We start from the raw sequence: 25235 nt of genomic DNA, 5'->3' as shown, positions 1-25235 counted from the left end.
CCCCCATCAGGCTTCGAGGATGTCGTCGTCGTCGGCCGGCGGGACGGCGAGTGAGCCATCGAGCGCCGTCACCGCCCGGCCCCCGATGCGCACGTCGACATCACCGGTCTCCGACCGGTTGTCCGAGGAGCGTGGCTCCTCGCTTCCCTCGACCGCGACCCGGACCACCCCCGGCCGGTCGACGAAGTGCCCCTGTTCGAACTGCATCTCGCGGGGCGGGTCGTCGAAGGCGTCGACCGCGTGGAGATACGCGCCACAGGCGCCGCTCGCGGTCCCCGTCACGGGGTCTTCCGGCACGCCCGCACCCGGCGCCCACATCCGCGCGTGGAGCGTCGACGCCGCGTCCAGCGCGTCGAAGGTGAAGGCGTAGACGCCGGTCGCACCGTACTCGGCTGCCAGTTCCTCGACGGCGTCCATATCCGGCTCCGCCTCACCCAGCCGTTCGAGGAAGTTGACCGGGACGATCAGGAAGGGAAGCCCGACCGTCGCGACGGCGGCCGGCACGTCCGCACCCACGTCCTGCATCGCCGCGGGGTCGATTCCCAGCGCCGCCCCCACGCGCTCGTAGTCGAGGTCGACCACCTCGACGCTCGGCTCGCCGGTCCCCATCCACGCGACACCCTCGTCGGTCACCTCGACGTCGATGACGCCCGCGTTCGTCCGCAGTCGACCCTCGCCCGCGTCGAGTTCGCCCTCGTCGTGGAGGTGGACGAGGCTGGCGATGGTGGCGTGTCCGCAGAGATCGACCTCCTGTGCCGGCGTGAAATAGCGGATGCGGCGGTCCACCTCGTCGTCCGGAAAGAGGAAGGCCGTCTCGCTCGCGTTGAGTTCGCGCGCGATCTTGCCCATCCGCTCGGCGTCGAGGCCGTCGGCGTCGGGGACGACGCCCGCGGCGTTGCCCGCGAGCGGTTCGTCCGCGAACGCGTCGACGAGGAGCGTGCGTCGCGTGTCGGAGTCGTCCATAGACCGTTGGAGGGGAAGGGGGCCTATAGACGTGGGGGCCGTCCCGCCCGAACCCGTAAGCCCTTACCCGTCGGCCGTCGGAGTCGCGGTCATGAGCGACCTCCCGGACGATTTTACCTGCACGATCACCAACTGGGAGTACATCTACGGGCTCTGCCGGGACGTGGCCGACGAGGTGCACGCCGCGGAGTTCGACCCCGACGTGATCGTCGCCCTCGCCCGCGGCGGCTGGTTCGCCGGCCGCTGTTGCTGTGACTTCCTCGGCCTCGACGACCTCACCAGCCTCAAGATGGAACACTACGTGGGGACGGCCGCGAAAGGAGCAGACCCCGAAGTCCGCTACCCGATGCCCGAGGGGAGCGTCGAGGGGAAGGACGTGCTGATCGTCGACGACATCGCCGACACCGGCGAATCCCTCCACCACGCCTACGAGTACGTCACCGACCGCGACGCCGACGAAGTGCGGACGGCCACGCTCCAACTGCTCCACACCAGCGAGTTCGAACCCGATTTCGTGGGCGAACGCCTCGACGAGTGGGCGTGGATCGTCTACCCGTGGAACTTCATCGAGGACATGATCGACCTGATCGCGGGCGTCATGGAGCGGGCGGACGCCGAGACGTTCGACCGCGAGACGATCCGCAAACGTCTCGCCGCCGAACACGACATCCAGCGTATCGAGATGGAGATCGCCCAGCCCGACCGCCTCGACGAAGTCCTCACGGAGATGGAGCGTCGTGACGTGATCGAACCGGCCGGCACCGACAACTGGCGACTCGCGTAACGTGTTCCGAACTACCGCAACGACGGGCGAGCGGCCCCGCCGAGTCTCGCGTGGAGGCGGAGCGTGACCTCCCTGCTCTCCATCTTCGCGACGGCCATCCTCCCCATCATCACCCTCGCTGGCGTCGGGTTCACGCTGGGACGCTTCCGCGACGTCGACATCGGCCCGCTCAACACCGTCACCGTCTACGTCCTCGTCCCGGCGCTCATCTTCCACAGCATCGCCACCGCGTCCTTCGGCGGCGCGACGCTCGTTCGCATCGGCGTCGCCACCGCGGCCTACCTGCTCACGATGGTCGTCGTCGCCGAGGTAGTGGGCCGCTTGCTCGGCCAGAGCGAACCCATCCTGAGCGCGCTCGTCCTCGTGAGCGCCTTCCCCAACTCCGGCAACTACGGCATCCCGCTCTCGGAGTTCGCGTTCGGCCCCGAGGGGCGGAGCACGGCCGTCGTCTACCTGACCGTGCAGGCCGTCCTGCTCTACACTGGCGGCATCTACGTCGCCCAGCGCAGTGGCGGAACCCGTGGCTTCGGCGGCATGAAACGCGCGCTCAAGATCCCGCTGGTCTACGCCGTCGTCGCCGCGCTCCTCGCCCGCTACCTCGGCTTCGTCCCCCCCGCCGGCAGCACCGCGATGACGACGCTCGAACTCGTCGGCAACGCCTCCATCCCCGTGATGCTCCTGATCCTCGGCATCCAGCTTGCCGACACCGACTACGGGACGGCGCTCTCGAAAGTGGGGATTCCGACTGTCCTGAAGATGGCCGTCGCCCCCCTCGTCGGCGCCGGCATCGCCCTCCTCGTCGGCTTCGAGAACCCCACCGTCGGGCGGACGTTCGTCCTCGAATGCGCGACGCCGGCCGCCATCACGCCACTCCTCCTCGTCGTCGAGTTCGGCGGCGAATCCGCCGGCGATAGCGGCCTCTCCGTCGCGGAGTACGTCAGCACGACCGTCCTCGTGACGACGCTCCTGAGCGTGCCCGTGCTGACCGTGCTCATCGCCGTGCTGGAGTCGGGGATTCTGGTCTGAGCGCTGGCGACAGCCTTTACCTACTCCCGCCGACACCTCGGATCGAATGCTGGAGCCCGCGACCCTCGCCGCCTTCGTCTCCGCCGCCGCCCTCATCGTCCTCGCCCCCGGCCCCGACACGATGTACACCGTGACGCGGAGCCTCGGTGACGGCCGTACCGCGGGCGTCGTCGCCGCCACCGGGACGGCGACGGGCGTCCTGATCCACACCGCCGCCGCAGTGGCCGGCCTGTCCGCGCTCCTGCGCGCGAGCGCGACTGCCTACACCCTCGTCAAGTACGTCGGCGCCGCCTACCTCTGCTATCTCGGCGTGCGACTCCTCCGGAGCGACGAGACGTTCGACGTGGCGGACACGACATCGCAGTCGCTCGCCGATTCGTACCGCCGCGCCGTCACCATCAACGTCACCAACCCGAAAGTCGCGGTGTTCGTCCTCGCCTTTTTCCCGCAGTTCGTCCCCGCCGCGGCGGACGCCCCCGTTCAGATGTCGATCCTCGGGCTGATTTACGCCGGACTGAGTCTCGTCTATCTCGCCGGCGTCGCGCTGTTCGCCGGGCGCGTGCGACACGTCTTGCTCGACTCGGGGCGTGCGCAGCGCGTGGTGCAGTACGTGAGCGGGAGCGTCCTGATCGGCTTCGGCCTGCGACTCCTGCTGGACGAACGACCGGCCACGTGAACCACGCCTGATAATCGGGCCACGACGCTTAAGCCACCCCGCGACAGAGCCTCGGGAGATGCGACAGAGAGACGGTCTCGACTATCTGCTCGTCGTCGTCGTCGCGATTCTGGCGGCCGTCCACATCCCACCGTACGAGGTCGCCAAGCGTGAGACGGTCGAAATCGCCCACGAGACCGGCATCGTCGCCGCCGCGAATCTGTTGCTCGATATCCGGGTCGCGGTGGTTCTGCTCGCCGTCTTGGGTCTCGCTATCTTGCTCGTCGTCACGGACAACGTGCCGACGCGGTGACCGCGCGAACGCGAATCCGAACCATGGCACGCCGTCACCGTTCTCCCCGAAAGAACCATGCCGTAGTCACTCGAACGGTCCGCGTAGAATGGTACAGGGCGGCCCAGCCGTCCAGCTCGGCGTAATCGTAGCGACGATTCTGGGACTGTGGATCGGTGCTCGCGCCCTAGTCGACGCAGTCGTGCGACTCGCCAGACGGTTCGGCCTCTCCGATCTCACGATCGGACTCACTATCGTGGCGATGGGCACGTCGACGCCGGAACTCGCCGTCTCCGTCGATGCCACGCTGAAAGGGCTCGGTGATATCGCCGTCGCCAACGTCCTCGGGTCGAACATCTACAACCTGGCGTTCATCCTCGGGATCATCTCGCTGATCAGGGTGATTCCCATCGCCGAGTCACTGGTTCACCGGGACGGGGCAGCACTGCTCGCGAGTACGGTCGTCGCCGGCCTCGTCCTCGCAGATCTGACCGTCAGTCGGCTGGAAGGCGGCATCATCGCGGGCCTGTTCGTCGTCTACACCGCGTACCTGCTTCGGAGCTCACAGTCCCCATCGCCTGCGTCGACGAGCGACCCGTCCGCAGCGGATGCGGTGACAACGACGGTTACGGAGCGAGTGCGATTCTACGGCCGGGACGCCGCCCTCCTCGTCGGTGGGCTGGCGATAGTGCTCGTCAGCGGCGACTACATGGTGCTCGCGGCGTCCGAACTGGCACGGGACGCGGGTATCTCGGAGTGGGTCATCGGCGGCACCATCGTCGCCGCCGGAACCTCCACGCCGGAGTTCGCCGTCTCGCTGGTGGCGATCCGCCAGGGCAGCCTCGGCGTCTCCGTTGGCAACGTCGTCGGGAGCAACGTCTACAACATCACGGGAATCCTGGGCGTCGCAGCGCTCGTCCGACCGCTCGCCGTGAGCGGGACGGCGCTGGAGACACTGGCGTGGCTGGCGGTCGTCACCGTGCTGATGGTGGCCGCCCTCTGGACGAAACGGCAACTCTCACGCCCGGAAGGGGCGCTGTTCGCCGGCTCCGAAGTCCTCCGGTGGATACTGGGAATCCTCGGCTGAGGGCGCGGTTCGCGAAACGGACTCAATCCGCCACGGCTTCGTCGCCCAACGACGCCGAACCGGGGGGTCTCCTCGGCCGTCTCGCGAGTTGCGAGGCACCCTCAATCTGCCACGGCTTCGTCGCCCAACGACGACGAACCGGTGGGTCTCCTCGGCCGTCTCGCGAGTTGCGAGACGGCCTCAATCTGCCACCGCTTCGTCGCCGACCGTCGGCGCCGACGGATCACGAATCCACAGATCCCCGAACAGGTCGTCCTGTCGGAGTTTGATTTCGCCGCGGTGGGCCAGAAAAAGCAGGGCGAGGAACGTGTCGACCGGCGCGCCGCCCGACTCGCGCACCTCCGCGAACAGCACCTCTGCGCGCCCGGCGTCGTAGTGGGTGCGCACCGTCTCCCGCACCGCGTCGATAGTCGTCTCGATGTCCTCGGTGTGGGTGGTGCCCGTCACGTCGCCCTCGGTCGGTTCACCGCCCTCGCGGAAGTCGTCCGCGGCGTGGTAGTCGAGGGTCTGTGTCCCGCGGTCGTACCCCTTGGGCGACCGCGAGGTGTCGTACGACCGCGACTCCTTCCACCACGAGTCGCGCTCGGCCTCGCGGAGTTCCCGAACCAACTCGTCCAGCGTCTCCGGCGACCCCCGGGCGTGTTTCCGGTCCAGCCGCCGGTCGAGTTCGGCGTCCAGCGCGTCGATGGGGTCGTGCCCGTTCGCCATCGCATCCGGATCGCCACCCTCCATCGCCACCTCCCACGGCTCCGGTTCCGGTTCGTCCGGGCCGTCGTCGAGGAGCACGTCGCTTTTCATCCGCAGGAGCACGCTCGCGTAGAAGAGCGCCCGCCCCGACGTGCGGAGGTCCGTCTCGTCGAGGCGGTCGAGGAACGCGTCGGTCACGTCGACGATGTCGATGTCCCACGGGTCGATTTCGCCGTCCTCCGCCAGTTGGACCAGCACTTCGACCGGTTCCACCTCGTCGTCGTCGGTGCCGGGCAGGCTCACGTCGTCGGGAACGCGGTCAGTCATCGGCTGGCACCTCCGGTTCGCCGTCCAGCCGGATACCGGTCACGGCGCTCACGTTGTCGCCCTGCATGGTGACGCCGATGGCGCGCTCCGAGCGGTCCAGCAGGGCCGAGCGGTGCGAGACGACGACGAACTGCGCCTCGCCGGCGAGATCGTCGACCATCTCGCCCACCCGCTCGGCGTTGGCGGCGTCGAGGAAGGCGTCCACCTCGTCCAGCGCGTAGAACGGCGCCGGGTTGTGCCGCTGGATGGCGAAGATGAAGGCGAGCGCCGTCAGCGACTTCTCGCCGCCGCTCATGGCGTCCAGTCGCTGGATCGGCTTGTCGCCCGGCTGGGCCTTCATCGTCAGCCCACCGTCGAACGGGTCGTCCTCGTTCTCCAGGTGCAACTCGCCTGTCCCGGCGGACAGGCGTTCGAAGATGTCCTGGAAGTGGGCGTCGATGGCGTCGAACGCCTCCATGAACGTCTCCTTCTTCCGCGCCTCGTAGCCCTCGATCCGCTCCGCGATGGCGTCGCGTTCGTCGACGAGGGTGTCGCGGCGCTCCTGTAAGTCCTCCAGCGCCGCCTCCACCTCGTCGTACTCGTCGATGGCGAGCATGTTGACCGGCTCTAACTCCTGCATCTCGGATTCGAGCCGTTCGACGTTCGCTTCCACCTCGTCGTGGTCCGGAATCTCCTCGGGGTCGTACTCCCCGACCTCTCCTTCGAGTTCGCTGATCTCCCACTCCAGCCGCTCGGCTTTCTCGTCGAGGTCGTCGATCTTCGACTCCACCGCGGCCACGCGCTCGCGGGCGGTGTCGCGCGCCTCCCGCGCCTCGCGCAGGTCCGACTGGAGGTCGCGGCGCTCCGCCTTGAGGTCCGCGAGTTCGTCTTCCAGATCCTCGATGGCGGCGTGTTTCTCCTCCAGCGTGGCCTCGTGATCCTCGATTTCGGCCCGCACCTCCTCGATGCGCTCCTCGGCCTCGGCCTTCCGATTCTGGGCCGCCTCGATGGTCGATTCGAGGTCGTCGATGGACTCCTCGGCGTACTCGACTTCGAGTTGCCGCTCGTTGAGACGGGCGTCGAGGTCGTCCATCCGATCCTCCAACTCCTCGATCTCGCCCTCGATCTCCTCCTTTTTCGCCGTGAGTTCGGGGACGCGAGAGTCCGCGAGTTCTTCCTCTAACTCCGCGATCTCACCCTCGATCGCCTCGATCTCGGCGTCGAGAGCGGTGATCTGCTCCTCCAACTCGGTCATCTCCGCGTCCACCTCGTCGCGTTCGGCACGGAGGTCGTCGAGTTCCTCCTCCAGTTCCGTTATCTCGGTCGAGGCCGCCTCGACCTCGCCCTGCACGTCCTCGATCTCCGATTCGAGGTCGCGGACGCGGTCGGTCGCGTCGCTCTTGCGGTCGCGGGCGTCGTCGAGGCGGGACTCCACGTCCCGAATCTCCTCGCGGACGCGTCGGCGGTCGTCCTCCAGACTCTCGATCTCCTCCGCGAGGCGTTCGAGCCGCCCCTTCCCGCTCTTGGTGAAGGAGTAACGCGACCCGCCGCCGGAGCCGCCAGTCATCGCGCCACTCTTCTCCACCAGATCGCCGTCGAGCGTCACGAGGCGGTAATCGCCCATCAGGTCGCGGGCGGTGTCCATGTCCTCGACGACGAGCGTCGAGCCGAGGACGTAGGAGAAGACGCCGGCGTAGCGATCCTCGTAGTCGACGAGGTTGCGCGCGAAGTCGACGACGCCGGGATGCGCGGGCTTGCTCGGCAGGCCACGGCGGTCCATCTCGGTGATGGGGAGGAAGGTTGCCCGGCCGGCGTTGCGGGATTTGAGGTAATCGATACAGCTCGCCCCGACGCCGTCGTCGTCGACGACGACGTTCGCCAGTCGGCCGCCCGCGGCGGTCTCACAGGCGGTGGCGTACTCGGCGTCGACACTCCCCAACTGCCCGACTGCGCCGTGAACGCCGTCGATACCGGCGTTGAGGACCGTCGTCACCGAGCGAGGCCACGAGTCGTCGCCGTCGCGGCTGGCACGCGCCTCCAGTTCGGCGTACTCGTTCTGTTTCGCGCGGAGGTCGTCCTCGATTTCGTCCAACTCGTCTTGCAGGTCCGCCTTCTCCTCGCGCAGATCCTCGATGGCCGACTCGATCTTCTCCCGATTCTTCTCGGCACGGTCGAGTTCGCCGTGCAGATCCGAGAGGTCGGCCTTCAGATCGGGCACCCGGTCGTGGGCCGCCTCCAGTTCTTCCTGGGCCTCGCTGATCCGGTTCGAGCGACGCCGCGCCTCGTCGAGCAGGCGGTCTTTCTCGCGCTGGGCGTCGTTTCGCTTGGTCTTTTTCTCCTCTAACGCGCCCTTCTGCTCCGCGAGTTCGTCTTTGAGTTCGTCGAACTCGGTGTCGACGCTCTCGATCTCTTCCTCGACGTCGGCGAGTTCCCGCTCTTTTTGCTCGATGTCGCTTTTCACCGACGCCTTCTCGACTTTGATCGAGCGAATCTCGTCTTCGAGGTCGTCGAGTTCCTCGGTCTTGCGATCGAGCGTGACGAACGCCTCGCGGCGTTCCTGTTCGGCGTCCTCGATCTTCTCCTCCTGATTCTCGATGGTCGCCTCCAGCCGACCGATCTCGCCCTTGATCTCCTCGATTTCGCCCTTGATCCGCAGTTGCTCGTCCTCACCTTTCCGCTCGATTTCGCGGGTGAGGTCGTCGAGTTCGTCCTCCAACTCGTCGACGGCGGCTTCCTTCTCGTCCAACGTCGCCTGCCGGTCGGCGAGTTCCTGCTCTTTGGCCCCGATATGTTTCCGCGTCCGCTCCAGCGCCGTCCGCTTCTCCTCCAGCTCGGCGGCCTTGAGGTAGCTCTCGTACTCCTCCTTTTCCTCGCGGAGCGACTGGTACTCCAGCGCCGTCTCGCGTTCGTCTTCCAACTGGTCGAGGCGGTCCTCCTTCTCCTCGATGCGGAGGTCGGCCTCGTCGATACGCTCCTCGACGGTCTCCAGTTCCTCGTAGGCGTCTTCCTTCTTCGCGTCGAACTCGGCCACGCCCGCGATCTCGTCGATGATCGTGCGGCGCTGGCCCGCCGACATGTTGATGATCTCGGTCACGTCGCCCTGCATGACGACGTTGTACCCCTCCGGCGTCACGCCGGCCTGCGCGAGCAGATCACGGATGTCGGAGAGGTTGACCGAGCGACCGTTGAGGTAGTAGTAGGAGTAGTAGTTCTCCTCGGTTTCCTTGACGCGGCGCTTGACCGAAATCTCGTCCACGTCGCCCACGTCCTCGGTGCCGGCGGCGTTGACGACCTGCGAGCGGTCGAGGGTACCGTCGGCGTTGTCGAGGACGACGGTGACGCTCGCCTCGCGAGGACCGGAGCGCTCCGATCCGTCCTCGTGCCCGGGGTTGTAGATGAGGTCGGTCAGTTTCTCCGCGCGGATGCCGCGAGTACGCGCGAGGCCGAGGGCGAAGAGGACGCCGTCGATGATGTTGCTCTTGCCGGAGCCGTTCGGGCCGGTGATGACCGTGAAGTCCTCGTAGAAGGGGATGCGCGTCTTCCGGCCGAAGCTCTTGAAGTCGTCCAGTACCAGCTCTGAGATGTGCATGGGGGTGGTGACCCCGATCAGGCGACGATGATGTCGTTCCCGTCGGAGCCGTCGTCGTCTTCCGCTTCTGCTTCGGCGTCGGCTTCTGCTGCCTCGGCCTCAGCGTCGACGTCAGCGTCCGCCTCGGACGCCGGGTCGGCGTCCGATTCGGCGTCCGCGTGTTCGACCTCGGCGTGGGCCGAATCGCGGGGTGCGGGCGCTCGCGAGTTGTCGACGCCTTCGTTTTCCTCTAGCTGTCGGAGGCGTTCCCGCGTCTCGACGAGTTCCTCGGTGAGGCCGTCGACGGCGGCCTGCAGTTCCGCGACCTGGGATTCGAGCTCCTCCACCCTGTTGCTCATAGCTCTATGGGGTAGCCCCGGACCTATAAAGGTACGTCAGACATTCACCAGGTCGTGGAGGAGTTCGGCCACCAGTACGGCGTCGGTAACGACGGTTCGCCACGACGGCCCGGCGAACCACCCGTGAGTACGGGACGAAACGTGCCCGCTCAGAAGAAATTAAGTATCCGACATATAATGCGAATGGTATGGGGTCGACCGAACTGACGGTGGTGGATCGAGCAAGTGTAGACGAGGAACCGTATCCCGTGTTGTCGGAAGCCCTCCGTATTGCGGTGGGGAACGAAGACGGCCCGTCATCGTATCCGTCGGGCGAGGAGGAGAGATTCGTTCACGACTTCTTATACGATATGACGTACGAGGACTGGATCGACGGCGTCGATTTTCACGCGCACGAGATTCACGACGCATTCGTAGAACGGGAGGCCGAGTGGGTCGAAGACCATCCAGCGTACGAGAATTTGGAAACGTTCAGACGAACGTTAGAGACGCTCGTTAAAGAGGGATGTCTCGGCCGACACACAAAATCCGGAACGTTCCAAAGGGACGACAGCGGCTCGGTCGAATACGTAGAACGGGAGAAAACGGCCGAGTATTACTACACATACAACCTGGGTGAGGCGATCGGAAAGTACGGGAACATCTTTTCGCTGCAACAGGTCGAAGAGATGTGTGCGGATTCCGGAATGCCAAAACTCCAGTGTCTAGTCGAGATTCTGCACAATAGGCAGCTCAGCGAATTTTAGCCCGCTGTCTGCCGACGCGATCACTGCGACGCAACAGCGCACTCAATTCTGGTTGCTCGAACGCTCGGTCGTGGTGTGACGAGGGGCACAGTACCCACGTGCGTTCGTCTCACCGCGAACCGCCGACCCTTAGTGTCTCGACGCCCCAGTCTCGCCCATGCGCCACGTCGGACTCAAAGCCCGGATGGCGGTCGTCGGATCGATCCTCTTCGCGTTCTACGCGGTCGCCGCGGTCGTCGTGATGGGTGTCTTCCAGTGGCCGCTCGCACTCGTTCTGCTCGGGAGCGTCCTCTTCGTCGGCGTCCAGTACAAGATCGGCAAGTGGATGGCGCTTCGGAGCGTCGGCGCCGAAGACCTGCCCGAAGAGCGCGCGCCCGACCTGCACCGCCGCGTCGAATCGCTCGCCCGCGACATGGGCATCGACAAACCCCGACTCATGATCGCCCGGATGGGCGTCCCGAACGCCTTCGCCGTCGGCCGCAAGGGCGCGGGGACGGTCGTCGTGAGCGAGGAACTCCTGCGGACCCTCGACGACGACGAAGTCGAGGGGGTCCTCGCCCACGAACTCGCCCACATCCGCAACCGCGACGTGGTGATGATGGTACTCGGGCAGGGCGTCGCCTCCATCGTCGCCATCGTCGCCCAGTGGGCCGTCCTCCTGACCGGCGACAACGACATCGCGGACTTCTTCCTCGCCATCGTCGTCGGCCAACTCACCCAGATGCTGGTGATGCTTTTCGTCTTCGCCATCTCGCGCTACCGCGAGTACGTCGCGGACAGCGACGCGGCGGACGAAATCGGAAGCGGCGAACCCCTCGCCCGCGCACTGGAGAAGATCAGTCGGGGTGCCCAGCGCCGGGAGGGTGAGGTCGACACGCAGGTGAACGCGCTGTGTATCTTCGACGACCGCGGCGGCCTCGCCAACCTCCTCTCGACGCACCCGCCGGTCGAGAAGCGGATCGAACGCCTCCGGAGTCGATGACCGACACCCGGACGCTGCTGGCCGCAGTGCTCGGCGTCCTCCTCGGCCTCCTCTGTCTGCTCGCGCCCGAGGCTGTCGTCCGCACGCAGACGGTCGGCCGACGACCCGACGGCCACGGCGGCGAGTACGGCACCGACGCCGTGCCGGGACGCTGGCGGCGGCTAGTGCAGGCGCTCGGCGGCGGGTGTCTCCTCCTCGGCCTCTACTTCGGCTACACGGCGCTCGGATAGGCGTCACTGAATCCGGTCGAACATCGAGCGCAGGGTGGCGACCGCCTCCTCGTCGTGGGCGTGTTCGTGAAGGTGGAAGTGACCCGTGGCGTCGAACTGCTTCAGATGGCCGACGAGCGTGTGCAGAAACTGACACACTTGCTCGAGCGGCGAGTACTGCAGGAGGACAGTCAACGACTGGAGACAGAGAACTGTCCGGCGATCACGCGCCGCGTGTGCCTCCAGCGCCTCCGTCAGCGTGACGCCGAGATCGGTGAGGTTGCCGGGCGAATCGACGAGTTCGGTTCGAACGGCAGTGTCGGGAGCAGCGACCGACTCGATCCGTTCCCGTGGGTCGCCGGCGATCCACAAGGCAGCGTCGTTCACGACGAACGTTGCCCGCGGGGGAGCGCCGACAGCGGCCTGCCAGCCGTCGAGCCACCGGGCTGGTGAGCCGGCGAAGGCGACGACGAGCACGTCCGCCCCATTCGGTTCGGGGACGGCGCGAGCACACTGTCGAGCCCCGATCGCAGTCCGCCTCTCGGTGAGGTGGAGCGTACTCACCGGGAGGGCGTCTGGCGGGATACCATCACCTCGCGTATCGTAGTTAGTCCCGACAATTAACGCCTGTGGCAGCGGCCATCATCGTGCGCGGGCGACGGCCCCCAGGCCGAGGACGACGATACCCACGACGGGGACGACCGGGACATCGAACGGCCCGACGATAGGCACCGGGAGGGAGACCGAGGTACCGAGCACCGAGGGCACGGGAATCGTCACGCCGATCAGCGGGATCGTCAACCCACTCGATTCGGGGTCTGGCGCCGGGGTCGGCGTGACGGGTGTCGCCGTCGGTCCGGGCGCCGGTGTCGAAGTAGCCGCCGGTGTCGCCGTCGGTTCGGGCGTCGCCGTCGCCGTCGGCGTGTCGACCGTCAGCCGCCGATCGAGCGAGACGACGTGTTCGGTGCCGGCAGAGTCGATGACGCGCAGGCGGACGGTCACGTCCCGCCCGTCGGGCGCGTCGAGGCGACCCTCGACGGCGAGGTCGGTCACGATGCCGCCGTCGTGGACGGTGGTGATGTCGACCACGTCGCCGTCAACGACTGTCTCGACGCTCGCGGACGCGATCTCGCCGTCGGTCGCGCGCCCCCGGACGACGACCGTCGACTCGTTCACGTACTGCGTGCCGGTGGGGTCGAGACGGAGGTCGGGAGCGACGGTCCGGCGGACGGTGACGGTCCGCTCGACGGAGTTGCCAGCCGTGTCGGTCGCCTCGACGACGACGGCCGTGGCGCCGGGGTAGAGGGTGCGGTTCATCTCGAACGAGACGTGGCCGCGCGTCGGATCGGGCCGACCGAGCCCCGGTTCGACGAGATACGTGGTGCTCGACCCGGTCGCCGGGCGGATCGAGACGCTCTGGATCTGCCCGTTATCGATTGCACGGCCACGGAGGCGAAGCGTCGACGGCGAGGTCCGAATCGCCGAGAGGTTCGACAGCGTCGGCGGTGCGGTATCCTCGACGACGATCTGGAAGTTGTGTTTCCGGACGTGGCCGAGTTCGTCGTAGTACTGCGCCGTGACGTTGTTCCGGCCGACACCGAGGAAAAGTGGCTGTGAGAACGAGCCGTCGAGTCCCGAGGCGGTGTAGATTTCGCGGTCGGTCCGCGTGTCCGAGCCAACCGAGAACTCGGTTCGGCGGACGATCCGGAGGTGTGAGACGCCGGTCACGTCGGTGAAGTTGCCCGCGAGGACGATCCGGGAGCGGTTCACGGACGCCGACTCCGGCGGCGGGGCGTACGTGTCGGTCTCGAACGGCGCGGTGTACTGAACGTACGGCCGTTCGGCGTCTTTCGTCACCGTCACCTCGTGGGTGGTGACGCGGTCAGTCTTGACGACGACCGTGACCGTGTGCTCGCCGCTCGCGACGTCGAGGTCGAACGACTCGTCGAACGTCGTGGCGTTCGGCGTAGCCCGCCGGACGGTCGTCCCGTCGAGGCGGACGGAGACGACTCGGATCGAGCGGTCGGCGTCCACCTGCACGTCGACGGTCGGATCGGATTCGACGAGCGTGGCGCCGCCGTCGTCGACCGTCGTCCCGTCGACGGTGAGGGTGATCGCCGGCGGCGTCGCGGCGGTTCCGGTGGGCGCGACCGCCGCCACAAGGAGCGCCACACACACGAACCGGACGACGGTCGAGTCCATTACCCACCCCTGCGTCGCCACGAGGTTTCAAGATGTGGGCTACCTTCTCAGTGCTGAGAATCGGATAGCCGCCGCTACGAGGTCGATGCGCCGGGAAAAATCGCTAACGAAAAACGCTCGCCGTTTTAAAGGCGAACGACGTTCGTCGCGCGGGGACCCTTGGGAGAGTCCTCGATTTCGAATTCGAGTTCCTGTCCTTCTTCGAGGTCCGGGCCGCCCACGTCTTCCATGTGGAAGAACACGTCGTCGTCCGCGTCCTCAGTTTCGATAAAGCCGTAACCGCCAGTGTCGTTGAAGAAATCAACCGTACCAGTTGCCATTGCACTTGAACAGAGGCCCCCTCGACGGATAAGGCTTCCGTGATGGGGACGCTCACGCCACACTGGTCGTCGAATGCGGCGTGGGCGGCCGATTCGGGCCGTCGATCGGCCGCTCCGGACCACGGATCGAAGCATTGGTTAGCACTCGTGATGACGCCGTGGGTACGTGCCGATACTGTCGCCCGCCGTCGCGTACGCGCTGGCGTTCGCGCTGGCCGGAGGTGTCTGTGCCGTCGGGACGGTCCACGCCCGCCTGATCGAGGACGCCGACACCCGTCGCGGACTGGTCGCGCTTCTCGCGACGAGCGGCAGTTGGGCCATCACCCACGCCGTCCTCCTCCTCGTTCCCTCGACGGAGCTGAAGACGGCCGTCTATCTCGTCGGGCTGATCCTCGGATTCAGCACCGTCTTCGCCTGGCTCTACTTCTGCTCGGCGTACACCGGCCGGCAGTACCACCGGCGGCCGGCCTACCGGCGGGCCGCGGTCGCCCTGTACCTGCTCGTCGTCGCGGTGAAAGTCACCAACCCGATCCACCACCTCTATTTCACCACCGCGATGGTCTCGACGCCGTTTCCCCACCTGGCGATCCGGCAGGGGCTGTTCCACTGGGTCGTCACCGGCCTCTCCTACACCCTCGCGGCCGTGGGGATGTTCGCCCTCTTCGAGATGTTCGCCAACTCCGAGTACGACGCGACGCCGCTCGCGGTGCTGGTCGGACTCGCCGGCCTCCCGGTCGTCTTCGACGTCGTCGGCTACGCGACACCGCTGTTGCTCGACATGATCCACGCGCCACTCGGCGTGGCCGCCTTCACCCTCGGCGTCCTCTTCGTCTTCGAGAATCGATTTCTCGCCATTCAGCTCACCGAGGGCGTCGAGGGGCCGACCATCTTCCTCGACGACAGTGGACGAATCCGAGAGTACAACCACGCGGCCCGCCGCCTGTTTCCCGGCCTCGACGACGCGGTCGGCGATCCCGCCGACACCGTGCCAGAACTGGCCGCGGTACTGGCCGACGACGAGGAGACAGTCACGGTCACCGTCGATGGGGAACGGCGTCACTACGTGGTGAGCGAGAACGCGTTCGAGATCGGACAGGGGACGCTCGGCCGGATCGTCGTGTTCTTGGACGTGACACAGCTCGAACACCAGCGGCGGGAACTCGAACGCCACAACCAGCAGTTAGAGAACCTCTCAGACGGTATGCGCCACGAACTCCGCAACGCCGTGACGATCATCCGCGGCAACGTCCGCTGGGCGATCGAGCAACTCGAAGCGGGGAACGTGAATGACGCCCGGAGCGCGCTCCGGAAGGCGACCGACACGACCGACCGGACCACGCGCCTGATGAACGACTTCGCGACGCTGGCGCAGTACGGTCGAACGGTAACCGACTCCACACCAGTCGAATTTCGGGAGGTGGTGGACGCCGCCTGGCCCGACGACGCTGACGCCACCCTCACCGTCGACGGCTCGGGATCGGTCGAGGCCGACCCCGCCCGGTTCGAGCTCCTCTTCACCCGCGCGTTCGAGTTCGTACTCGATAGCGGCGCGTCGACGGTGGTCGTAGAGCGCCGCGACGACGGCGTCACGATCACCGGCGACGGGGAGCCACCGGCGGGCGATCCGGAGCGCTACTTCGACTACGGCGACGCCGTCTCCAACGCGACGAGCGGGACCGCCCTCCCCATGGTCCGGACGCTCGCCCAGGTCCACGGCTGGGACGCGGCGCTCGATTCCGACGACGAGGACGGGATTCGGCTGGTCGTTACGTGGGCGGCGTCGCGACGACGAGACTCGTAAGCGAGCGATCAAATCAGGTACGATTTTGAGGGATGGGCGTTGAACTACCAGTATGGCTGACCTCGAGTCGACGACGCTCACGCAGCGGCTCACGTTGATCAGTGTGACCCAACTGGCGACCGACGGGGAGACACCGGCCCACGCTGGCGAGATTGCTCGCGCCTGTTCCCGGCGAGTCGACGATGTCGACGCCGACGTGATTGGCTCGGTCTCCGAAGCGGCAACCACGCGTGCGCTCAACGAACTCGAGGCCGAGGGTCTCGTCCGGATGGCGACCGACGGAAGCGACTCCCCCGTTGGCAAGGGTCGACCGGAGTACGAACCGGCGCTCGACCGGACGACGCTGCTCAAGGCGTTCGACGACGACGAACGGCTCGAACAGTTGCTCGACCGGCTCTAATCGAGGACGACGAACGACTCTAATCGAGCACGTACCCGAACGCAGTGCGAGCGTTCCGACCGGCCTCGGTTGCCCGGACCTGCCGCGTCGTGCCGACCGATTCGACCGTGACGAAGCCGCGCTCTTCGAGCGGTTCGACGACGTGCCGGCGGAGCCGGGCGTAGGACTGCTTGGTCGGCTTGCCCGCGGCGTCGAACGGCCGGTCGCAGTCGTCGACGAACGGAAGCTCCCACTCGGCGCCGAACCGGATCAGTTCTTTCTTCGAACACGGCCCCTCGTCGGCCAGTCGGTCGAGGACGGCGATCTGCTGGTAGTCGGGGCGATCCATCGGATACGTCGGGAGGTCGATGGCGAGTTCCATCCCGTACCCGACTGGCTCCGTCCCCGAGGCGTAGCGCTCGGCGCGGACGTAGTAGGGCGTCGCCGCACCCGTGACCATACAGGCGATCATCCCGCCGATGGCGGTGATCTTGCTCCCCGTGGCGAGGTTCACGTACACGTCGTTTGCCACGTCGTCCGCGTCGTCGGGCGTCGCTTCGTCGGTCACGATTTCGGCGATAACCGCGATAGAGTCGTACAGGTCGAACAGATCGCAGTCGCGCCGCTCGGCGTCGATTCCGGCCGCGTCGAGATCTGCTAGCACGTCGTCGTGGTACGCCGGCCGCTCGATGTCGTCGGCGAGCCAGTCCAGCAGGATCACCCGGTCGGCCCGGTACTCCCGCGCGGGCTCGACGATCCGGTCGTGTTCGAACCCCAGCGGCATCACGTGGACGCGTTCGGCGACGTTCACACCCACCCTATCGCGCGGCGAGCGGAATTACGTAACGGTTGTAACGTAAGTAACGTACAAATACTCAATTACCGTCGGCGGCTGATTTGATATGTACACCGCACTCGCGGTGTACAGGGGGACGACGCCCGCGACGGACGGCACGTGCGTCGCGGCTCAGCGAGGAACGACGTTCCTCGTGCCACCGGACGTGATCCGGTGGCGGCGATGGGGTGCCTCGGACGGACCGCCACAAGCGGTCCGGATCGACCGCGTCTCCCGGGGGGGCGTCGGGCCGCGACGCGCCCGGTATCTGGGGGCGTCGTTCACCACGGCGCGAGCGCGTCGCACCCGGCGAAATCGCCGTCGTAGGCGCGGTCGATCCCGAGTAGCCGGTTGTATTTTGCGAGGCGTTCCGAACGCGCGAGCGATCCGATCTTGATCTGGCCCGCGTCGAGGCCGACCGCCAGATCCGCGATGGTGGCATCACAGGTCTCGCCCGAGCGTGCCGACACGACGGGCGCCCAGTCCGCCGCTTGGGCGGCGTCGACGACTCGCCGCGTCCGGGTGATCGTTCCTGCCTGATTCGGCTTGATGAGCGCGGCGTTCGCGGCGCCGGCGTCGACGGCGCGGTCCAGTCGCCCGGCGTTCGTCGCCAACAGGTCGTCGCCCAGCAACTGGACCCGGTCGCCGATGCGGTCGGCCAGTCGCTCCCACCCCGTCCAGTCGTCCTCTGCAAGCGGGTCCTCGACCGATCGGACGGGATAGGCGTCGACCCACTCGACCACACGGTCGATCATCGCCGCCCGATCCAGCGTCTCGCCGGCGAGGTCGTACCGGTCGCGGTCGGCGTCGTAGAAGTGTGTCGCCGCCACGTCGACGGCGATAGCGACCTCCCGACCGGGGTCGTAGCCCGCGTCGCGGATGGCGTCGACCAGCAGTTCGAACGCCGCGTCCGCGTCGGCGACGGGCGGGATGAAGCCACCTTCGTCGGCGACCGGTGGCGGGTGCTCACCCGAACCGATCCGGGCGCCGGCCGCCCGCCGCACCTCCCACACCGTCTCCAGCGCCTCGGGATACGTGTCGGCTCCGACAGGTACGGCGAGGAAGTCCTGAATCGGTAGGTCGGCCGCGGCGTGGAGGCCGCCGCTCAGCACGTTGATCATGGGCATCGGCATCGCGCCCGGTCCCGAATCGGGTGCCAGCACGTCGTAGAGCGGGCGGTCGGTCGCGTCGGCCGCGGCGTGGGCGACGGCCCCCGAGACGCCGAGGACCGCGTTGGCACCGAGGGTCGACAGGTTCTCCGTGCCGTCGCAGTCGACCAGCGCCTCGTCGACGCCCACCTGATCCGTCACCGACCAGCCCACGACGACGGGGGCGAGGTCGTCGCGGACGGCCGCGCAGGCCTCGCGCACCCCGCGTCCGCCGTAGCGGTCGCCGCCGTCGCGGCGCTCGACGGCCTCGTGTGCACCCGTACTGGCCCCGGCGGGGACGGTGAACTGGCCGGTCGCGTCGCCCGCGTCCACGCGAACCCGGACCGTGGGATTGCCGCGCGAGTCGAGGACTTCCCACGCATCGACAGCGGTGATGTCGGTCATAGCGCCTCGGCCTCCTCGCGGGCGAGCGCCGCGAAGTCGTCGAGCGTGTCGGCGTCGCCGCGGAGCGTCCGTTTCGCCACGCGGCGGAGCGCCTCGGCCACGGCCTCGCGTTCGACGTACTCGACGGGCGACTTGCCGTCGACCCGCGCGAGCATCAAGACGGCGAGTTCGGCCACCGTCTCGCGCTCGATGTCCCAGTCGACCGCGCGGTCGTAGGCCGTCCAGAACCGGTCGGCTGCGTCGGCGTAGGCCGCGTGCTTCCCGTGGTTGTAGATGGACTTGATGAACAGGTGATTCAGCATGAACGCGGTGTCGAAGGCGGGGTCGCCCCAGTGAGCCACCTCGAAATCGAGAATCCACGGGACGGAATCGCGGCCGACGAGGACGTTCTTTGGGCTGTAGTCGCCGTGGACGAGGGCGCGGGAGGTGTCCATGAGGCGGTCGATCTCGTCGTGGATGGCGTCGGCCACGTCCGGGTTTCGCTCCGCCGTCGTGCGGTGGTAGGGATCGACGCGAAGTTGATCGAAGGGACGCTTGCTGGCGAAGCGTTCCCGTACATCGTCGTCGGTCGCAGTGGCGTCGTGGACGACGCCGAGCACTTCGCCGACGGTGGCGGCGACGCCGGCGTCGACACGGCCGGCGAGCAGGTCCGTCTTCCACATCTCCGCGTCCGCGGGCGCGCACTCGATGGCGACGACGTGATCCGGGTCTCGCGTCTCGTGAACGACACGCGGCACCCGCGCCGCGACGCTCGTCTCCCGGAGGACGGTGTCGTAGGCGCGGATAGCGTCGGCCTCGTTGTGGACGCGGTCCACGTCCGCCGGCCAGTCGTCTTCGACCGCGAGGTTCGGAAGTGGGCGTTTCACGACGAGACAGTCGTCGTCCCAGGTGACCTGGTAGACGTGATTCGAGACGCCGCCGCCGAGCGACCGCGCCGTCGCGTCGGCGTCCGCGGGGACGACGCCCTGCGCCTGAAGGTGGGCGATGGCTGCCTCGGGCGTGAACTCCGTGGCTTGGTCAGTCATTCGTCTCCCCGGACCCGTGCCGGTCACTTCACGTTTGCTCCCGTCCGACGCCCGTCCGACGATCCGGGAAACGGTTATGCTCGTCAGGACGCGAGTTTCGAGTATGTGTCCCATCCGGCGCTGTCACGTCTGCGGGAGTCACTTCCGCCCGTCGCCGGACCGTCGCCACGGTCGGATACGGGTGCGTCGGACGGTGGGGTCAGGCATGCGGCTCCCCGACACGGCGTTCGTCTGTGACGGCTGTCGGCCGGAAGTGGTGGAGCTAACCCGACACTGGCAGCCACGGGAACCGGGAACCGACGCCTGCGGTTTCTGTGACCGCCCCGCCGACGAGACGGGAGTAGTCGCCCTCGCGAGTATCGTCGACGACCGCGTCGTCTCGCAGGGAACCTACCCGCTCTGTCGCGGCTGTGAAGACGTGTTCGCCACCTTCCTCGGTGACCTGCACGCGAGCGTCGACCTGCCGGCGTCGTGGACCCACACGCCGTCGGCCACCGCGGCCGTCTTCGACCGGACCGACGACGACCTGCGCGTCGAGACGACGCCCCCGACCGATTCCGATCCGCGCCTGCGCCTCCTCGCCGGTTCGGACCCCATCGTCGAAGCCGTGCCCCGCGGCCCGCCACGGGAACGCGCCCGCGAGTTCGTCGCCGCGTTCGAGGCGTTCTACACGGACGACGGCGACGACCCCCGCACACTCGGAGCCGCCGTCGTCGACGGCCACCCCGGACTCCGCGCCGCTCCTTAACCGAGGAACGCGCGCAGATCCGCCTCGAAGCGGTCCGGCGCCTCGAAGAAGGGTGAGTGACCCACGTCGGCGTAGAGTTCTAGCTCGGCGTTCGGGAACAGGTCGGCGTGTTTTGCCGCCGCGTCCGAGCGAACGACCGGATCGTCTTCGCCGTGGACGAGGAGGATCGGCGTCTCGACGCCGGCGAGCGCCGTCTCGTGTTCGACGGCCCGGTCCTGCATCGCCGCGCGGACAAAGGGCGGCACCGCGACGTTGTAGCCGAGCGCGCGGTAGAAGTCGGCGTCGTCGAGCGACTCCTCGACACAGAGACGGACGAACTGGGCGAGGGTATCGACGCTCTCCTCCACGTCGGTCGACCGGAACCCCGAATCGAGCGCGACAAACTCGTCGCCCGCGAAGCGGTCGGCGTCGTCGGTCCCCTTCTCCGTGATGGCGCCGACGAGGACGATACCCGACACCGCGTCGCCGCCGTGAGTGGCGAGGTAGTCCGAGACGACGAGGCCGCCGTACGACCAGCCGACGAGCGTGGGAGCGTCGAGATTCAGCCCTTCGATTACCGCCCGCACGTCGTCGGCCCACAGCGTCGAGTCGCGGTAAGCGTCCGGATCGCTTGGCGTGCCGGAGGCGCCGTGGCCCCGAAGGTCCATCGCCACGAGGCGGTAGTCGTCAGTGAGGGCGGAGTCGTACTGCGGCGTCCACGCGAGGCGGGACTGCGAGAAGCCGTGGATCAGGAGGAGCGGGTGGGCGTCGGCCGGCCCGCGCTCCTCGACGTGAATCTCGACCCCGTCGCCGCCGGTGACCGTCCGTGTTCGCATACGCGTCGGTGGAGCGCAGGCCACAAAAACCTCCGCGGCACCCTACCCCTGCCACGACGTGTAGAGGTCGTGCCCGACGACGCCGAGGCCGAAGAAGCCGAGGATCGTCGTGACGAGGTTGCCGAGGAGCGGGATGGCGCCGACGAGTGCCAGTACCAGCGCGCCGATGCCGACGGCCGATCCGCTGGGCTCGCGGTTCCCCGTCAGGACCGTGCCGAGCCAGCAGATCGTGACCGCGTTGCCGACGAGGCCGACGAAAAACAGCGCGATCAGGCCCGGAATCGTGATCAGCAGGCCGATGATCGTGATGGCGAGCAAGACGAGGGCGATGGGGAGAGCGATCCCGACGAGCAGGCCCCACAGGAACGCGGACCCGGCGTCGTCACGGATCTCCGCCACCATCCGCCGGGCGTACTCGGGGGCGAGGAGGTAGAGTCCCCCGCCGAGGACGAGGTTGATGAGCAGGACGACGCCGAACCGGAGGGCGACGCGAGTCGCGAGGCCCAACTCGGAGTCGGCCATCGGGGACTGTGCGACGGCGACACCGGCGAACGAGCACGCGGCGAGGGCGCTCAGGCTACCGGCGAGCAGTCTGGTGGAGGGCATCGACTGTGCGGTCGGAAGCGGGTCACTAAGCGGTTACGTCTCGGTGCGGCGGACGGTCGTCCGCCGCCGGCGGATTCGATGGTTGGACGACAACCCTTTTTCGCCGCTACGCCGACGATACGGCCGTATGGCTTGGAGGACGCAGGGTCACCCACTCCCGGTCGCCTCATGACGCTCGCGACGACCGCCCAACTGCTCGAACAGTACGTCAGCCTCGGCATCTTCGTCGTCGCCACGGCGCTCGCGGGGTTCAGTTACCTCGCGTGGCGTCGGGAGCGCGACCGTCGGATGCTCGTCGTGACGAGCGGTTACGCGCTGTTCGCGATGTACGGGCTGATCGTCTTTCTGGAGTACGCCCTGCTCCCGTATCTCACCTACCCGGTCGTGGAGATGCTCGAACACGGGGCAGCACTGCTCATCCTCGGCGGCCTCGTCGTGTTCTTCCTCGCCCTCACCCGAGAGTGATGTCGGGCCCGGAACTCGAGTTGGAGTCGCGCCGGCGCATCTTCCAGCGCGTCAGCGACGAACCCGGCATCCACTTTCGCGCCCTCCTCGACGACCTCGACTACGCACAGGGGACGCTCCAGTACCACCTCCGCTGGCTCGCCGACGAGGGGTTCGTCGACGTCTCCGACGACGGCAAGTTCACGCGCTACTACCCCGCCGAGACGTTCGACGACGTGGATCGGACGGCGATGAACGCGCTGCGTCGAACGTACGGCCGACGGATCCTCGCGCACCTCCTCGCCGACGGCCCGCTGTCGACGACGGAACTCGGCGACCGGATCGACAAGGCAACCTCGACGATTTCGTGGCACCTCTCGCGGCTCGAAGACGCCGGACTCGTCACGAAAGAGCGCGACGGCCGGAGCGTGCGATACGAACTCGTCAATCCCGAGCGCGTGAAGTACCTCTACACCGTCCACCAGCGGACGTTCACCGACCGGGTCGTGGACCGCTTACTCGGCCTCTGGGACGGATACTGACCCGTCGGTGAGGACCCCCCGCTGGATCAGCAGCCGCAACAGGAGGAGGTAAGCAAGGAAGGCGGTCGTCGGCCCCACGAGCGGCCGGATCAGGCCCACGATATCCGTGCCGACGGCGGCGGCGTGGACCGTCGCGAACGCGAAGCCACCGTAGGCGAAGGCGTGGACGACCCGCGGCCCCCAGGGGCGTTCGAAGCGTCGCGCGTCGAGGAAGCCGAGCACCGCGACGACGAGCAAGAACAGCGCCCCGACGCCGACGACGAGCCCCGCGAGGAAATACGACTGCGAGTACGCGGGCTGGGGCACCTGCCCGGAGACGACGAGCCACGCGTCGAGGACGCCGAGGCCGGCGTGCAACAGCGTGAGCAACAGTGCGAAGACGGAAATCTCGACGTGAATCCGCCTCGCCGCGTCGTGGAGAACGCCGAAGGCGTCCGTCGTGGCGAGAATGCCGGTCAGAGTCGCCAGATAGAGGGACGGGTAGGCGACGAGGGCGGCCGCGCGGTCGAGATACCAGACGACTTCCATCAGGACGCCCCCGTCGTCTCGACCACGTCCGGACAGCCGTCACCGTCCTGAAACCCGTTCGTCGTCTCGGGGCGCGTCGGACACCGGTCGGTCGAATCCGAGACGCCGTCACCGTCGTAGTCGGCCGGCGCCTGTCGCGTCGACACCGTCGTCTCGACCAGATCGGCCTGCTTCGCGTCCGCCGCCTGTGCCGTGCGCACGTCGGCGACCCCCCAGAGCAGGGGCACGGCCACGACGAGGACGACGACGGCGACGACCGTAATCCGTCGGTCAGTTTCGGACATGGGCGTCGAACCCCGTGGTCGTGTGGAAGACGCCGCCGTGGACGAGCAACGCTTCGAGGCCGCCCCAGTCCTCGGCGAGAGCGAGGACGTCGTCGAGTGGGAGGGCCGCGAGCGTCGTCGCGAGGGCGTCGGCCTCCGTGCAGTCGCGGCGGGCGACGACCGTCACCGACTCGTGGCGCGCGCCGAACCGCTCGGCGGTCGGGTCGTAGACGTGATCCACGCCCGCCCGCGTGCGCCGGTAGCCGCCGGAGGTGGCCACGTTCCAGTCGGTGTCGAGCACCTTCAGCGGCGTCTCGTCGCCGTACGGGCTCTCGACGGCGATGGGGCCGGTCGGGGGTGACATGTCGCCACCGCCGCTGACGAATCCGCGCCGCCCGGGGCCCGCGAGGGAGGCGGCCGCCCGGTCGACGATGTAGCCCTTGGCGAGGCCGTTCAGATCTACGGCCGCGTCGGCGGTGACCCGGTCGCCGTCCGTCCGAACCTCGCCGGCCTCGAACGCGCCCGGGGGCGCGTCCGTCTCACCGCGCAGGAACTCCTTGAGGGCGTGTTCGGTTCGCCCCTGCCGGATGTCGAAGACGCCGTCGGTCCGGTCGCGGTACTCGTGACCGCGACGAACCAGCCGCGCGACGTGTTCGTTCGTGACTTCGCCCGTGCGGTTGAGGCGAGCCACGGCGCTCGCGTCGTCGAAGGCGTTCAGTTGGGCTTCGAGCGTCTCGGCCGTCCGTCGGGCGCGGCAGGCGGCCGTGTCGGCCCGCACACCCGTCGCCCGGACGACGAACGCTGTATCACAGCAGCGGAACTCGCGTCTGGCGTCGCCGAGTCGTTCGTACGCCGACGAAATCATCAGTCGTCCTCCTCGTGGTCGTCGTCGTCGCCGTAGTCGTCGTCCTCATCGTCGTCGTGGTCGTCGTCGTCGTACTCCGCATGGTCGTCGTTGCCATCCTCGCCGTCGTCTCTCTCGTGTTCCTCGTGTGCTTCCTCCTCGTACCCGGACTGCGTCTGGACGGCCGGCGTGAAGTTCGGGTTGGGCGTCGGTGCGTCGGCCGCGACTGACGCCGATCCATCGGTCGGCGGAGTGGCGTCGTCGTCCGAAAGCGACGCGAGACCGATTCCGGGGACGGCGAGGCCGACGGCGACGACTGCCGTCACCAGCGCCCCGGCCAGAGCGAACGCCACGAGGCGATTGGTCGGAAGAGGGGAGCGCACGGTCAGTCACCCCCGTCGGTCGTCTCGGTCAAGCGGTCGATTCCGAACGCGATACCGTCACTCGGGGACATCACGGTCGAATCGACGACGATCGTACAGTAGTGCGTTCGCGTCCAAGCGTCGAATCGTCGTCCAATCGTCGAATCGTCTGGGATCCGGATCGGAGGAGGTTCGTGACAGCAGAGCCACAAAAACGATTCCAGCACCCTACCGAGAACGGCTATGTCGCCACTCCCTCGTAGAACTGTCCTCTCGACGCTCGTCGGCGCCAGCACCGCGCTAG

29 protein-coding genes are annotated in these 25235 nt (G+C 67.6%); 13 read left to right on the top strand and 16 right to left on the bottom strand.

The window, feature by feature from the left end:
- Positions 1–6: 6 nt before the first annotated feature.
- Positions 7–963, bottom strand: coding sequence for a PhzF family phenazine biosynthesis protein (locus DU502_RS04280; protein ID WP_121919618.1), 957 nt, complete (start codon positions 961–963; stop codon positions 7–9).
- Positions 964–1054: 91 nt separating this feature from the next.
- On the opposite strand from DU502_RS04280, the gene DU502_RS04275 reads away from it, so the two are divergent.
- The 5 genes from DU502_RS04275 (at position 1055) to DU502_RS04255 (ending at position 4807) form a co-directional block, all read left to right on the top strand.
- Positions 1055–1747 carry a phosphoribosyltransferase gene (locus tag DU502_RS04275; protein ID WP_121919619.1) on the top strand — a complete coding sequence of 231 codons (693 nt, stop codon included), beginning with the start codon at positions 1055–1057 and terminating at the stop codon, positions 1745–1747.
- Between the two features lie 63 nt (positions 1748–1810).
- Positions 1811–2773, top strand: a complete 963-nt coding sequence (locus DU502_RS04270) for an AEC family transporter (protein WP_121919620.1) — start codon at positions 1811–1813, stop codon at positions 2771–2773.
- A gap of 46 nt (positions 2774–2819) precedes the next feature.
- A complete protein-coding gene (locus DU502_RS04265; RefSeq protein ID WP_121919621.1) occupies positions 2820–3449 on the top strand; it encodes a LysE family translocator in 630 nt (209 codons plus the stop codon).
- Between the two features lie 58 nt (positions 3450–3507).
- Complete coding sequence (locus DU502_RS04260; RefSeq protein WP_121919622.1) at positions 3508–3741, top strand: hypothetical protein; 234 nt, start codon at positions 3508–3510, stop codon at positions 3739–3741.
- Positions 3742–3829: 88 nt separating this feature from the next.
- Positions 3830–4807 (top strand): calcium/sodium antiporter, encoded by a 978-nt coding sequence (locus DU502_RS04255; protein WP_121919623.1) that lies wholly within the window; start codon positions 3830–3832, stop codon positions 4805–4807.
- A gap of 180 nt (positions 4808–4987) precedes the next feature.
- Here the strand turns inward: DU502_RS04255 and DU502_RS04250 are convergent, their stop codons facing one another.
- The 3 genes from DU502_RS04250 to DU502_RS04240 are packed head-to-tail and all read right to left on the bottom strand — an operon-like array spanning position 4988 to position 9727.
- The gene (locus tag DU502_RS04250; RefSeq protein ID WP_121919624.1) at positions 4988–5821 is read right to left on the bottom strand and encodes a segregation and condensation protein A; all 834 of its coding nucleotides are present in this window, start codon (positions 5819–5821) and stop codon (positions 4988–4990) included.
- The gene (gene smc, locus DU502_RS04245; RefSeq protein WP_124897016.1) at positions 5814–9389 is read right to left on the bottom strand and encodes a chromosome segregation protein SMC; all 3576 of its coding nucleotides are present in this window, start codon (positions 9387–9389) and stop codon (positions 5814–5816) included. Before smc ends, DU502_RS04250 begins: the two co-directional genes overlap by 8 nt.
- A 17-nt stretch (positions 9390–9406) precedes the next feature.
- Positions 9407–9727: a DUF7518 family protein gene (locus DU502_RS04240; RefSeq protein WP_121919626.1), complete on the bottom strand. Its 321-nt coding sequence runs from the start codon at positions 9725–9727 to the stop codon at positions 9407–9409.
- 188 nt (positions 9728–9915) lie between these two features.
- On the opposite strand from DU502_RS04240, the gene DU502_RS04235 reads away from it, so the two are divergent.
- The 3 genes from DU502_RS04235 to DU502_RS04225 all read left to right on the top strand — a co-directional run bounded on the left by DU502_RS04235 (position 9916) and on the right by DU502_RS04225 (position 11685).
- On the top strand, positions 9916–10473 hold the full coding sequence (locus DU502_RS04235) for a hypothetical protein (RefSeq protein WP_121919627.1): 558 nt from the start codon (positions 9916–9918) through the stop codon (positions 10471–10473).
- Positions 10474–10630: 157 nt separating this feature from the next.
- Positions 10631–11455 carry a M48 family metallopeptidase gene (locus DU502_RS04230; protein ID WP_121919628.1) on the top strand — a complete coding sequence of 275 codons (825 nt, stop codon included), beginning with the start codon at positions 10631–10633 and terminating at the stop codon, positions 11453–11455.
- Positions 11452–11685, top strand: coding sequence for a hypothetical protein (locus tag DU502_RS04225; protein ID WP_121919629.1), 234 nt, complete (start codon positions 11452–11454; stop codon positions 11683–11685). Before DU502_RS04230 ends, DU502_RS04225 begins: the two co-directional genes overlap by 4 nt.
- A gap of 3 nt (positions 11686–11688) precedes the next feature.
- Here the strand turns inward: DU502_RS04225 and DU502_RS04220 are convergent, their stop codons facing one another.
- From DU502_RS04220 to DU502_RS04210, 3 genes are all read right to left on the bottom strand, one after another.
- Positions 11689–12228 carry a DUF7504 family protein gene (locus tag DU502_RS04220; protein ID WP_121919630.1) on the bottom strand — a complete coding sequence of 180 codons (540 nt, stop codon included), beginning with the start codon at positions 12226–12228 and terminating at the stop codon, positions 11689–11691.
- A gap of 78 nt (positions 12229–12306) precedes the next feature.
- A complete protein-coding gene (locus tag DU502_RS04215) occupies positions 12307–13866 on the bottom strand; it encodes a hypothetical protein (protein WP_121919631.1) in 1560 nt (519 codons plus the stop codon).
- A gap of 125 nt (positions 13867–13991) precedes the next feature.
- Complete coding sequence (locus DU502_RS04210) at positions 13992–14186, bottom strand: cold-shock protein (RefSeq protein ID WP_049935367.1); 195 nt, start codon at positions 14184–14186, stop codon at positions 13992–13994.
- Positions 14187–14352: 166 nt separating this feature from the next.
- Here DU502_RS04210 and DU502_RS04205 point away from each other — a divergent pair, with 166 nt between their 5' ends.
- Together DU502_RS04205 and DU502_RS04200 are read left to right on the top strand one after the other, a co-directional pair.
- Complete coding sequence (locus tag DU502_RS04205) at positions 14353–15987, top strand: histidine kinase N-terminal 7TM domain-containing protein (RefSeq protein WP_121919632.1); 1635 nt, start codon at positions 14353–14355, stop codon at positions 15985–15987.
- A 52-nt stretch (positions 15988–16039) separates the two neighbouring features.
- Positions 16040–16387, top strand: a complete 348-nt coding sequence (locus DU502_RS04200; RefSeq protein WP_121919633.1) for a hypothetical protein — start codon at positions 16040–16042, stop codon at positions 16385–16387.
- 19 nt (positions 16388–16406) lie between these two features.
- Here the strand turns inward: DU502_RS04200 and DU502_RS04195 are convergent, their stop codons facing one another.
- From DU502_RS04195 to DU502_RS04185, 3 genes are all read right to left on the bottom strand, one after another.
- Positions 16407–17177, bottom strand: a complete 771-nt coding sequence (locus DU502_RS04195; protein ID WP_121920113.1) for an HFX_2341 family transcriptional regulator domain-containing protein — start codon at positions 17175–17177, stop codon at positions 16407–16409.
- 305 nt (positions 17178–17482) lie between these two features.
- Positions 17483–18754 (bottom strand): phosphopyruvate hydratase, encoded by a 1272-nt coding sequence (gene eno, locus DU502_RS04190; RefSeq protein ID WP_121919634.1) that lies wholly within the window; start codon positions 18752–18754, stop codon positions 17483–17485.
- Positions 18751–19779 (bottom strand): phosphotransferase family protein, encoded by a 1029-nt coding sequence (locus DU502_RS04185; protein WP_158601141.1) that lies wholly within the window; start codon positions 19777–19779, stop codon positions 18751–18753. Before DU502_RS04185 ends, eno begins: the two co-directional genes overlap by 4 nt.
- Before the next feature lie 205 nt (positions 19780–19984).
- Between DU502_RS04185 and DU502_RS04180 the strand changes: the two genes are divergently transcribed.
- Complete coding sequence (locus DU502_RS04180) at positions 19985–20527, top strand: hypothetical protein (protein WP_121919636.1); 543 nt, start codon at positions 19985–19987, stop codon at positions 20525–20527.
- Here the strand turns inward: DU502_RS04180 and DU502_RS04175 are convergent.
- On the bottom strand, positions 20524–21342 hold the full coding sequence (locus tag DU502_RS04175) for an alpha/beta fold hydrolase (RefSeq protein ID WP_121919637.1): 819 nt from the start codon (positions 21340–21342) through the stop codon (positions 20524–20526). The two genes, DU502_RS04180 and DU502_RS04175, sit on opposite strands and share 4 nt — an antisense overlap.
- A 42-nt stretch (positions 21343–21384) precedes the next feature.
- Positions 21385–21948: a hypothetical protein gene (locus DU502_RS04170; RefSeq protein WP_121919638.1), complete on the bottom strand. Its 564-nt coding sequence runs from the start codon at positions 21946–21948 to the stop codon at positions 21385–21387.
- Positions 21949–22116: 168 nt separating this feature from the next.
- Between DU502_RS04170 and DU502_RS04165 the strand changes: the two genes are divergently transcribed.
- Positions 22117–22413: a hypothetical protein gene (locus tag DU502_RS04165; RefSeq protein ID WP_121919639.1), complete on the top strand. Its 297-nt coding sequence runs from the start codon at positions 22117–22119 to the stop codon at positions 22411–22413.
- Positions 22413–22934, top strand: a complete 522-nt coding sequence (locus DU502_RS04160; RefSeq protein ID WP_121919640.1) for a winged helix-turn-helix transcriptional regulator — start codon at positions 22413–22415, stop codon at positions 22932–22934. Before DU502_RS04165 ends, DU502_RS04160 begins: the two co-directional genes overlap by 1 nt.
- Here DU502_RS04160 and DU502_RS04155 read toward each other — a convergent pair.
- From DU502_RS04155 to DU502_RS04140, 4 genes are read right to left on the bottom strand one after another with little or no spacing between them, the layout of a single operon-like run.
- Complete coding sequence (locus tag DU502_RS04155) at positions 22908–23462, bottom strand: hypothetical protein (RefSeq protein WP_121919641.1); 555 nt, start codon at positions 23460–23462, stop codon at positions 22908–22910. The two genes, DU502_RS04160 and DU502_RS04155, sit on opposite strands and share 27 nt — an antisense overlap.
- Positions 23462–23746 carry a thrombospondin type 3 repeat-containing protein gene (locus tag DU502_RS04150; RefSeq protein ID WP_121919642.1) on the bottom strand — a complete coding sequence of 95 codons (285 nt, stop codon included), beginning with the start codon at positions 23744–23746 and terminating at the stop codon, positions 23462–23464. The genes DU502_RS04155 and DU502_RS04150 overlap by 1 nt, the downstream gene beginning before the upstream one ends.
- The gene (locus tag DU502_RS04145) at positions 23733–24590 is read right to left on the bottom strand and encodes an FAD:protein FMN transferase (RefSeq protein ID WP_121919643.1); all 858 of its coding nucleotides are present in this window, start codon (positions 24588–24590) and stop codon (positions 23733–23735) included. Before DU502_RS04145 ends, DU502_RS04150 begins: the two co-directional genes overlap by 14 nt.
- Positions 24590–24952 (bottom strand): hypothetical protein, encoded by a 363-nt coding sequence (locus DU502_RS04140; protein WP_121919644.1) that lies wholly within the window; start codon positions 24950–24952, stop codon positions 24590–24592. The genes DU502_RS04145 and DU502_RS04140 overlap by 1 nt, the downstream gene beginning before the upstream one ends.
- Positions 24953–25235: the final 283 nt, after the last annotated feature.

It is taken from the genome of Haloplanus aerogenes, assembly GCF_003856835.1.
Classification (GTDB): Archaea; Halobacteriota; Halobacteria; order Halobacteriales; family Haloferacaceae; genus Haloplanus; species Haloplanus aerogenes.
This window is presented reverse-complemented; position numbering and strand designations above follow the sequence as displayed.

Excerpts from the sequence above, each read along its gene's own strand:
- DU502_RS04160 (WP_121919640.1), top strand. The coding sequence starts at position 22,413 with ATGTCGGGCCCGGAACTCGAGTTGGAGTCGCGCCGGCGCATCTTCCAG.
- DU502_RS04255 (WP_121919623.1), top strand. The coding sequence starts at position 3,830 with ATGGTACAGGGCGGCCCAGCCGTCCAGCTCGGCGTAATCGTAGCGACG.
- DU502_RS04175 (WP_121919637.1), bottom strand. The coding sequence starts at position 21,342 with ATGCGAACACGGACGGTCACCGGCGGCGACGGGGTCGAGATTCACGTC.
- DU502_RS04200 (WP_121919633.1), top strand. The coding sequence starts at position 16,040 with ATGGCTGACCTCGAGTCGACGACGCTCACGCAGCGGCTCACGTTGATC.
- DU502_RS04265 (WP_121919621.1), top strand. The coding sequence starts at position 2,820 with ATGCTGGAGCCCGCGACCCTCGCCGCCTTCGTCTCCGCCGCCGCCCTC.
- DU502_RS04225 (WP_121919629.1), top strand. The coding sequence starts at position 11,452 with ATGACCGACACCCGGACGCTGCTGGCCGCAGTGCTCGGCGTCCTCCTC.
- DU502_RS04155 (WP_121919641.1), bottom strand. The coding sequence starts at position 23,462 with ATGGAAGTCGTCTGGTATCTCGACCGCGCGGCCGCCCTCGTCGCCTAC.
- DU502_RS04150 (WP_121919642.1), bottom strand. The coding sequence starts at position 23,746 with ATGTCCGAAACTGACCGACGGATTACGGTCGTCGCCGTCGTCGTCCTC.
- DU502_RS04235 (WP_121919627.1), top strand. The coding sequence starts at position 9,916 with ATGGGGTCGACCGAACTGACGGTGGTGGATCGAGCAAGTGTAGACGAG.
- DU502_RS04275 (WP_121919619.1), top strand. The coding sequence starts at position 1,055 with ATGAGCGACCTCCCGGACGATTTTACCTGCACGATCACCAACTGGGAG.
- DU502_RS04210 (WP_049935367.1), bottom strand. The coding sequence starts at position 14,186 with ATGGCAACTGGTACGGTTGATTTCTTCAACGACACTGGCGGTTACGGC.
- DU502_RS04215 (WP_121919631.1), bottom strand. The coding sequence starts at position 13,866 with ATGGACTCGACCGTCGTCCGGTTCGTGTGTGTGGCGCTCCTTGTGGCG.
- DU502_RS04260 (WP_121919622.1), top strand. The coding sequence starts at position 3,508 with ATGCGACAGAGAGACGGTCTCGACTATCTGCTCGTCGTCGTCGTCGCG.
- smc (WP_124897016.1), bottom strand. The coding sequence starts at position 9,389 with ATGCACATCTCAGAGCTGGTACTGGACGACTTCAAGAGCTTCGGCCGG.
- DU502_RS04165 (WP_121919639.1), top strand. The coding sequence starts at position 22,117 with ATGACGCTCGCGACGACCGCCCAACTGCTCGAACAGTACGTCAGCCTC.
- DU502_RS04170 (WP_121919638.1), bottom strand. The coding sequence starts at position 21,948 with ATGCCCTCCACCAGACTGCTCGCCGGTAGCCTGAGCGCCCTCGCCGCG.
- DU502_RS04230 (WP_121919628.1), top strand. The coding sequence starts at position 10,631 with ATGCGCCACGTCGGACTCAAAGCCCGGATGGCGGTCGTCGGATCGATC.
- DU502_RS04145 (WP_121919643.1), bottom strand. The coding sequence starts at position 24,590 with ATGATTTCGTCGGCGTACGAACGACTCGGCGACGCCAGACGCGAGTTC.
- DU502_RS04280 (WP_121919618.1), bottom strand. The coding sequence starts at position 963 with ATGGACGACTCCGACACGCGACGCACGCTCCTCGTCGACGCGTTCGCG.
- DU502_RS04185 (WP_158601141.1), bottom strand. The coding sequence starts at position 19,779 with ATGACTGACCAAGCCACGGAGTTCACGCCCGAGGCAGCCATCGCCCAC.
- eno (WP_121919634.1), bottom strand. The coding sequence starts at position 18,754 with ATGACCGACATCACCGCTGTCGATGCGTGGGAAGTCCTCGACTCGCGC.
- DU502_RS04180 (WP_121919636.1), top strand. The coding sequence starts at position 19,985 with ATGCGGCTCCCCGACACGGCGTTCGTCTGTGACGGCTGTCGGCCGGAA.
- DU502_RS04250 (WP_121919624.1), bottom strand. The coding sequence starts at position 5,821 with ATGACTGACCGCGTTCCCGACGACGTGAGCCTGCCCGGCACCGACGAC.
- DU502_RS04240 (WP_121919626.1), bottom strand. The coding sequence starts at position 9,727 with ATGAGCAACAGGGTGGAGGAGCTCGAATCCCAGGTCGCGGAACTGCAG.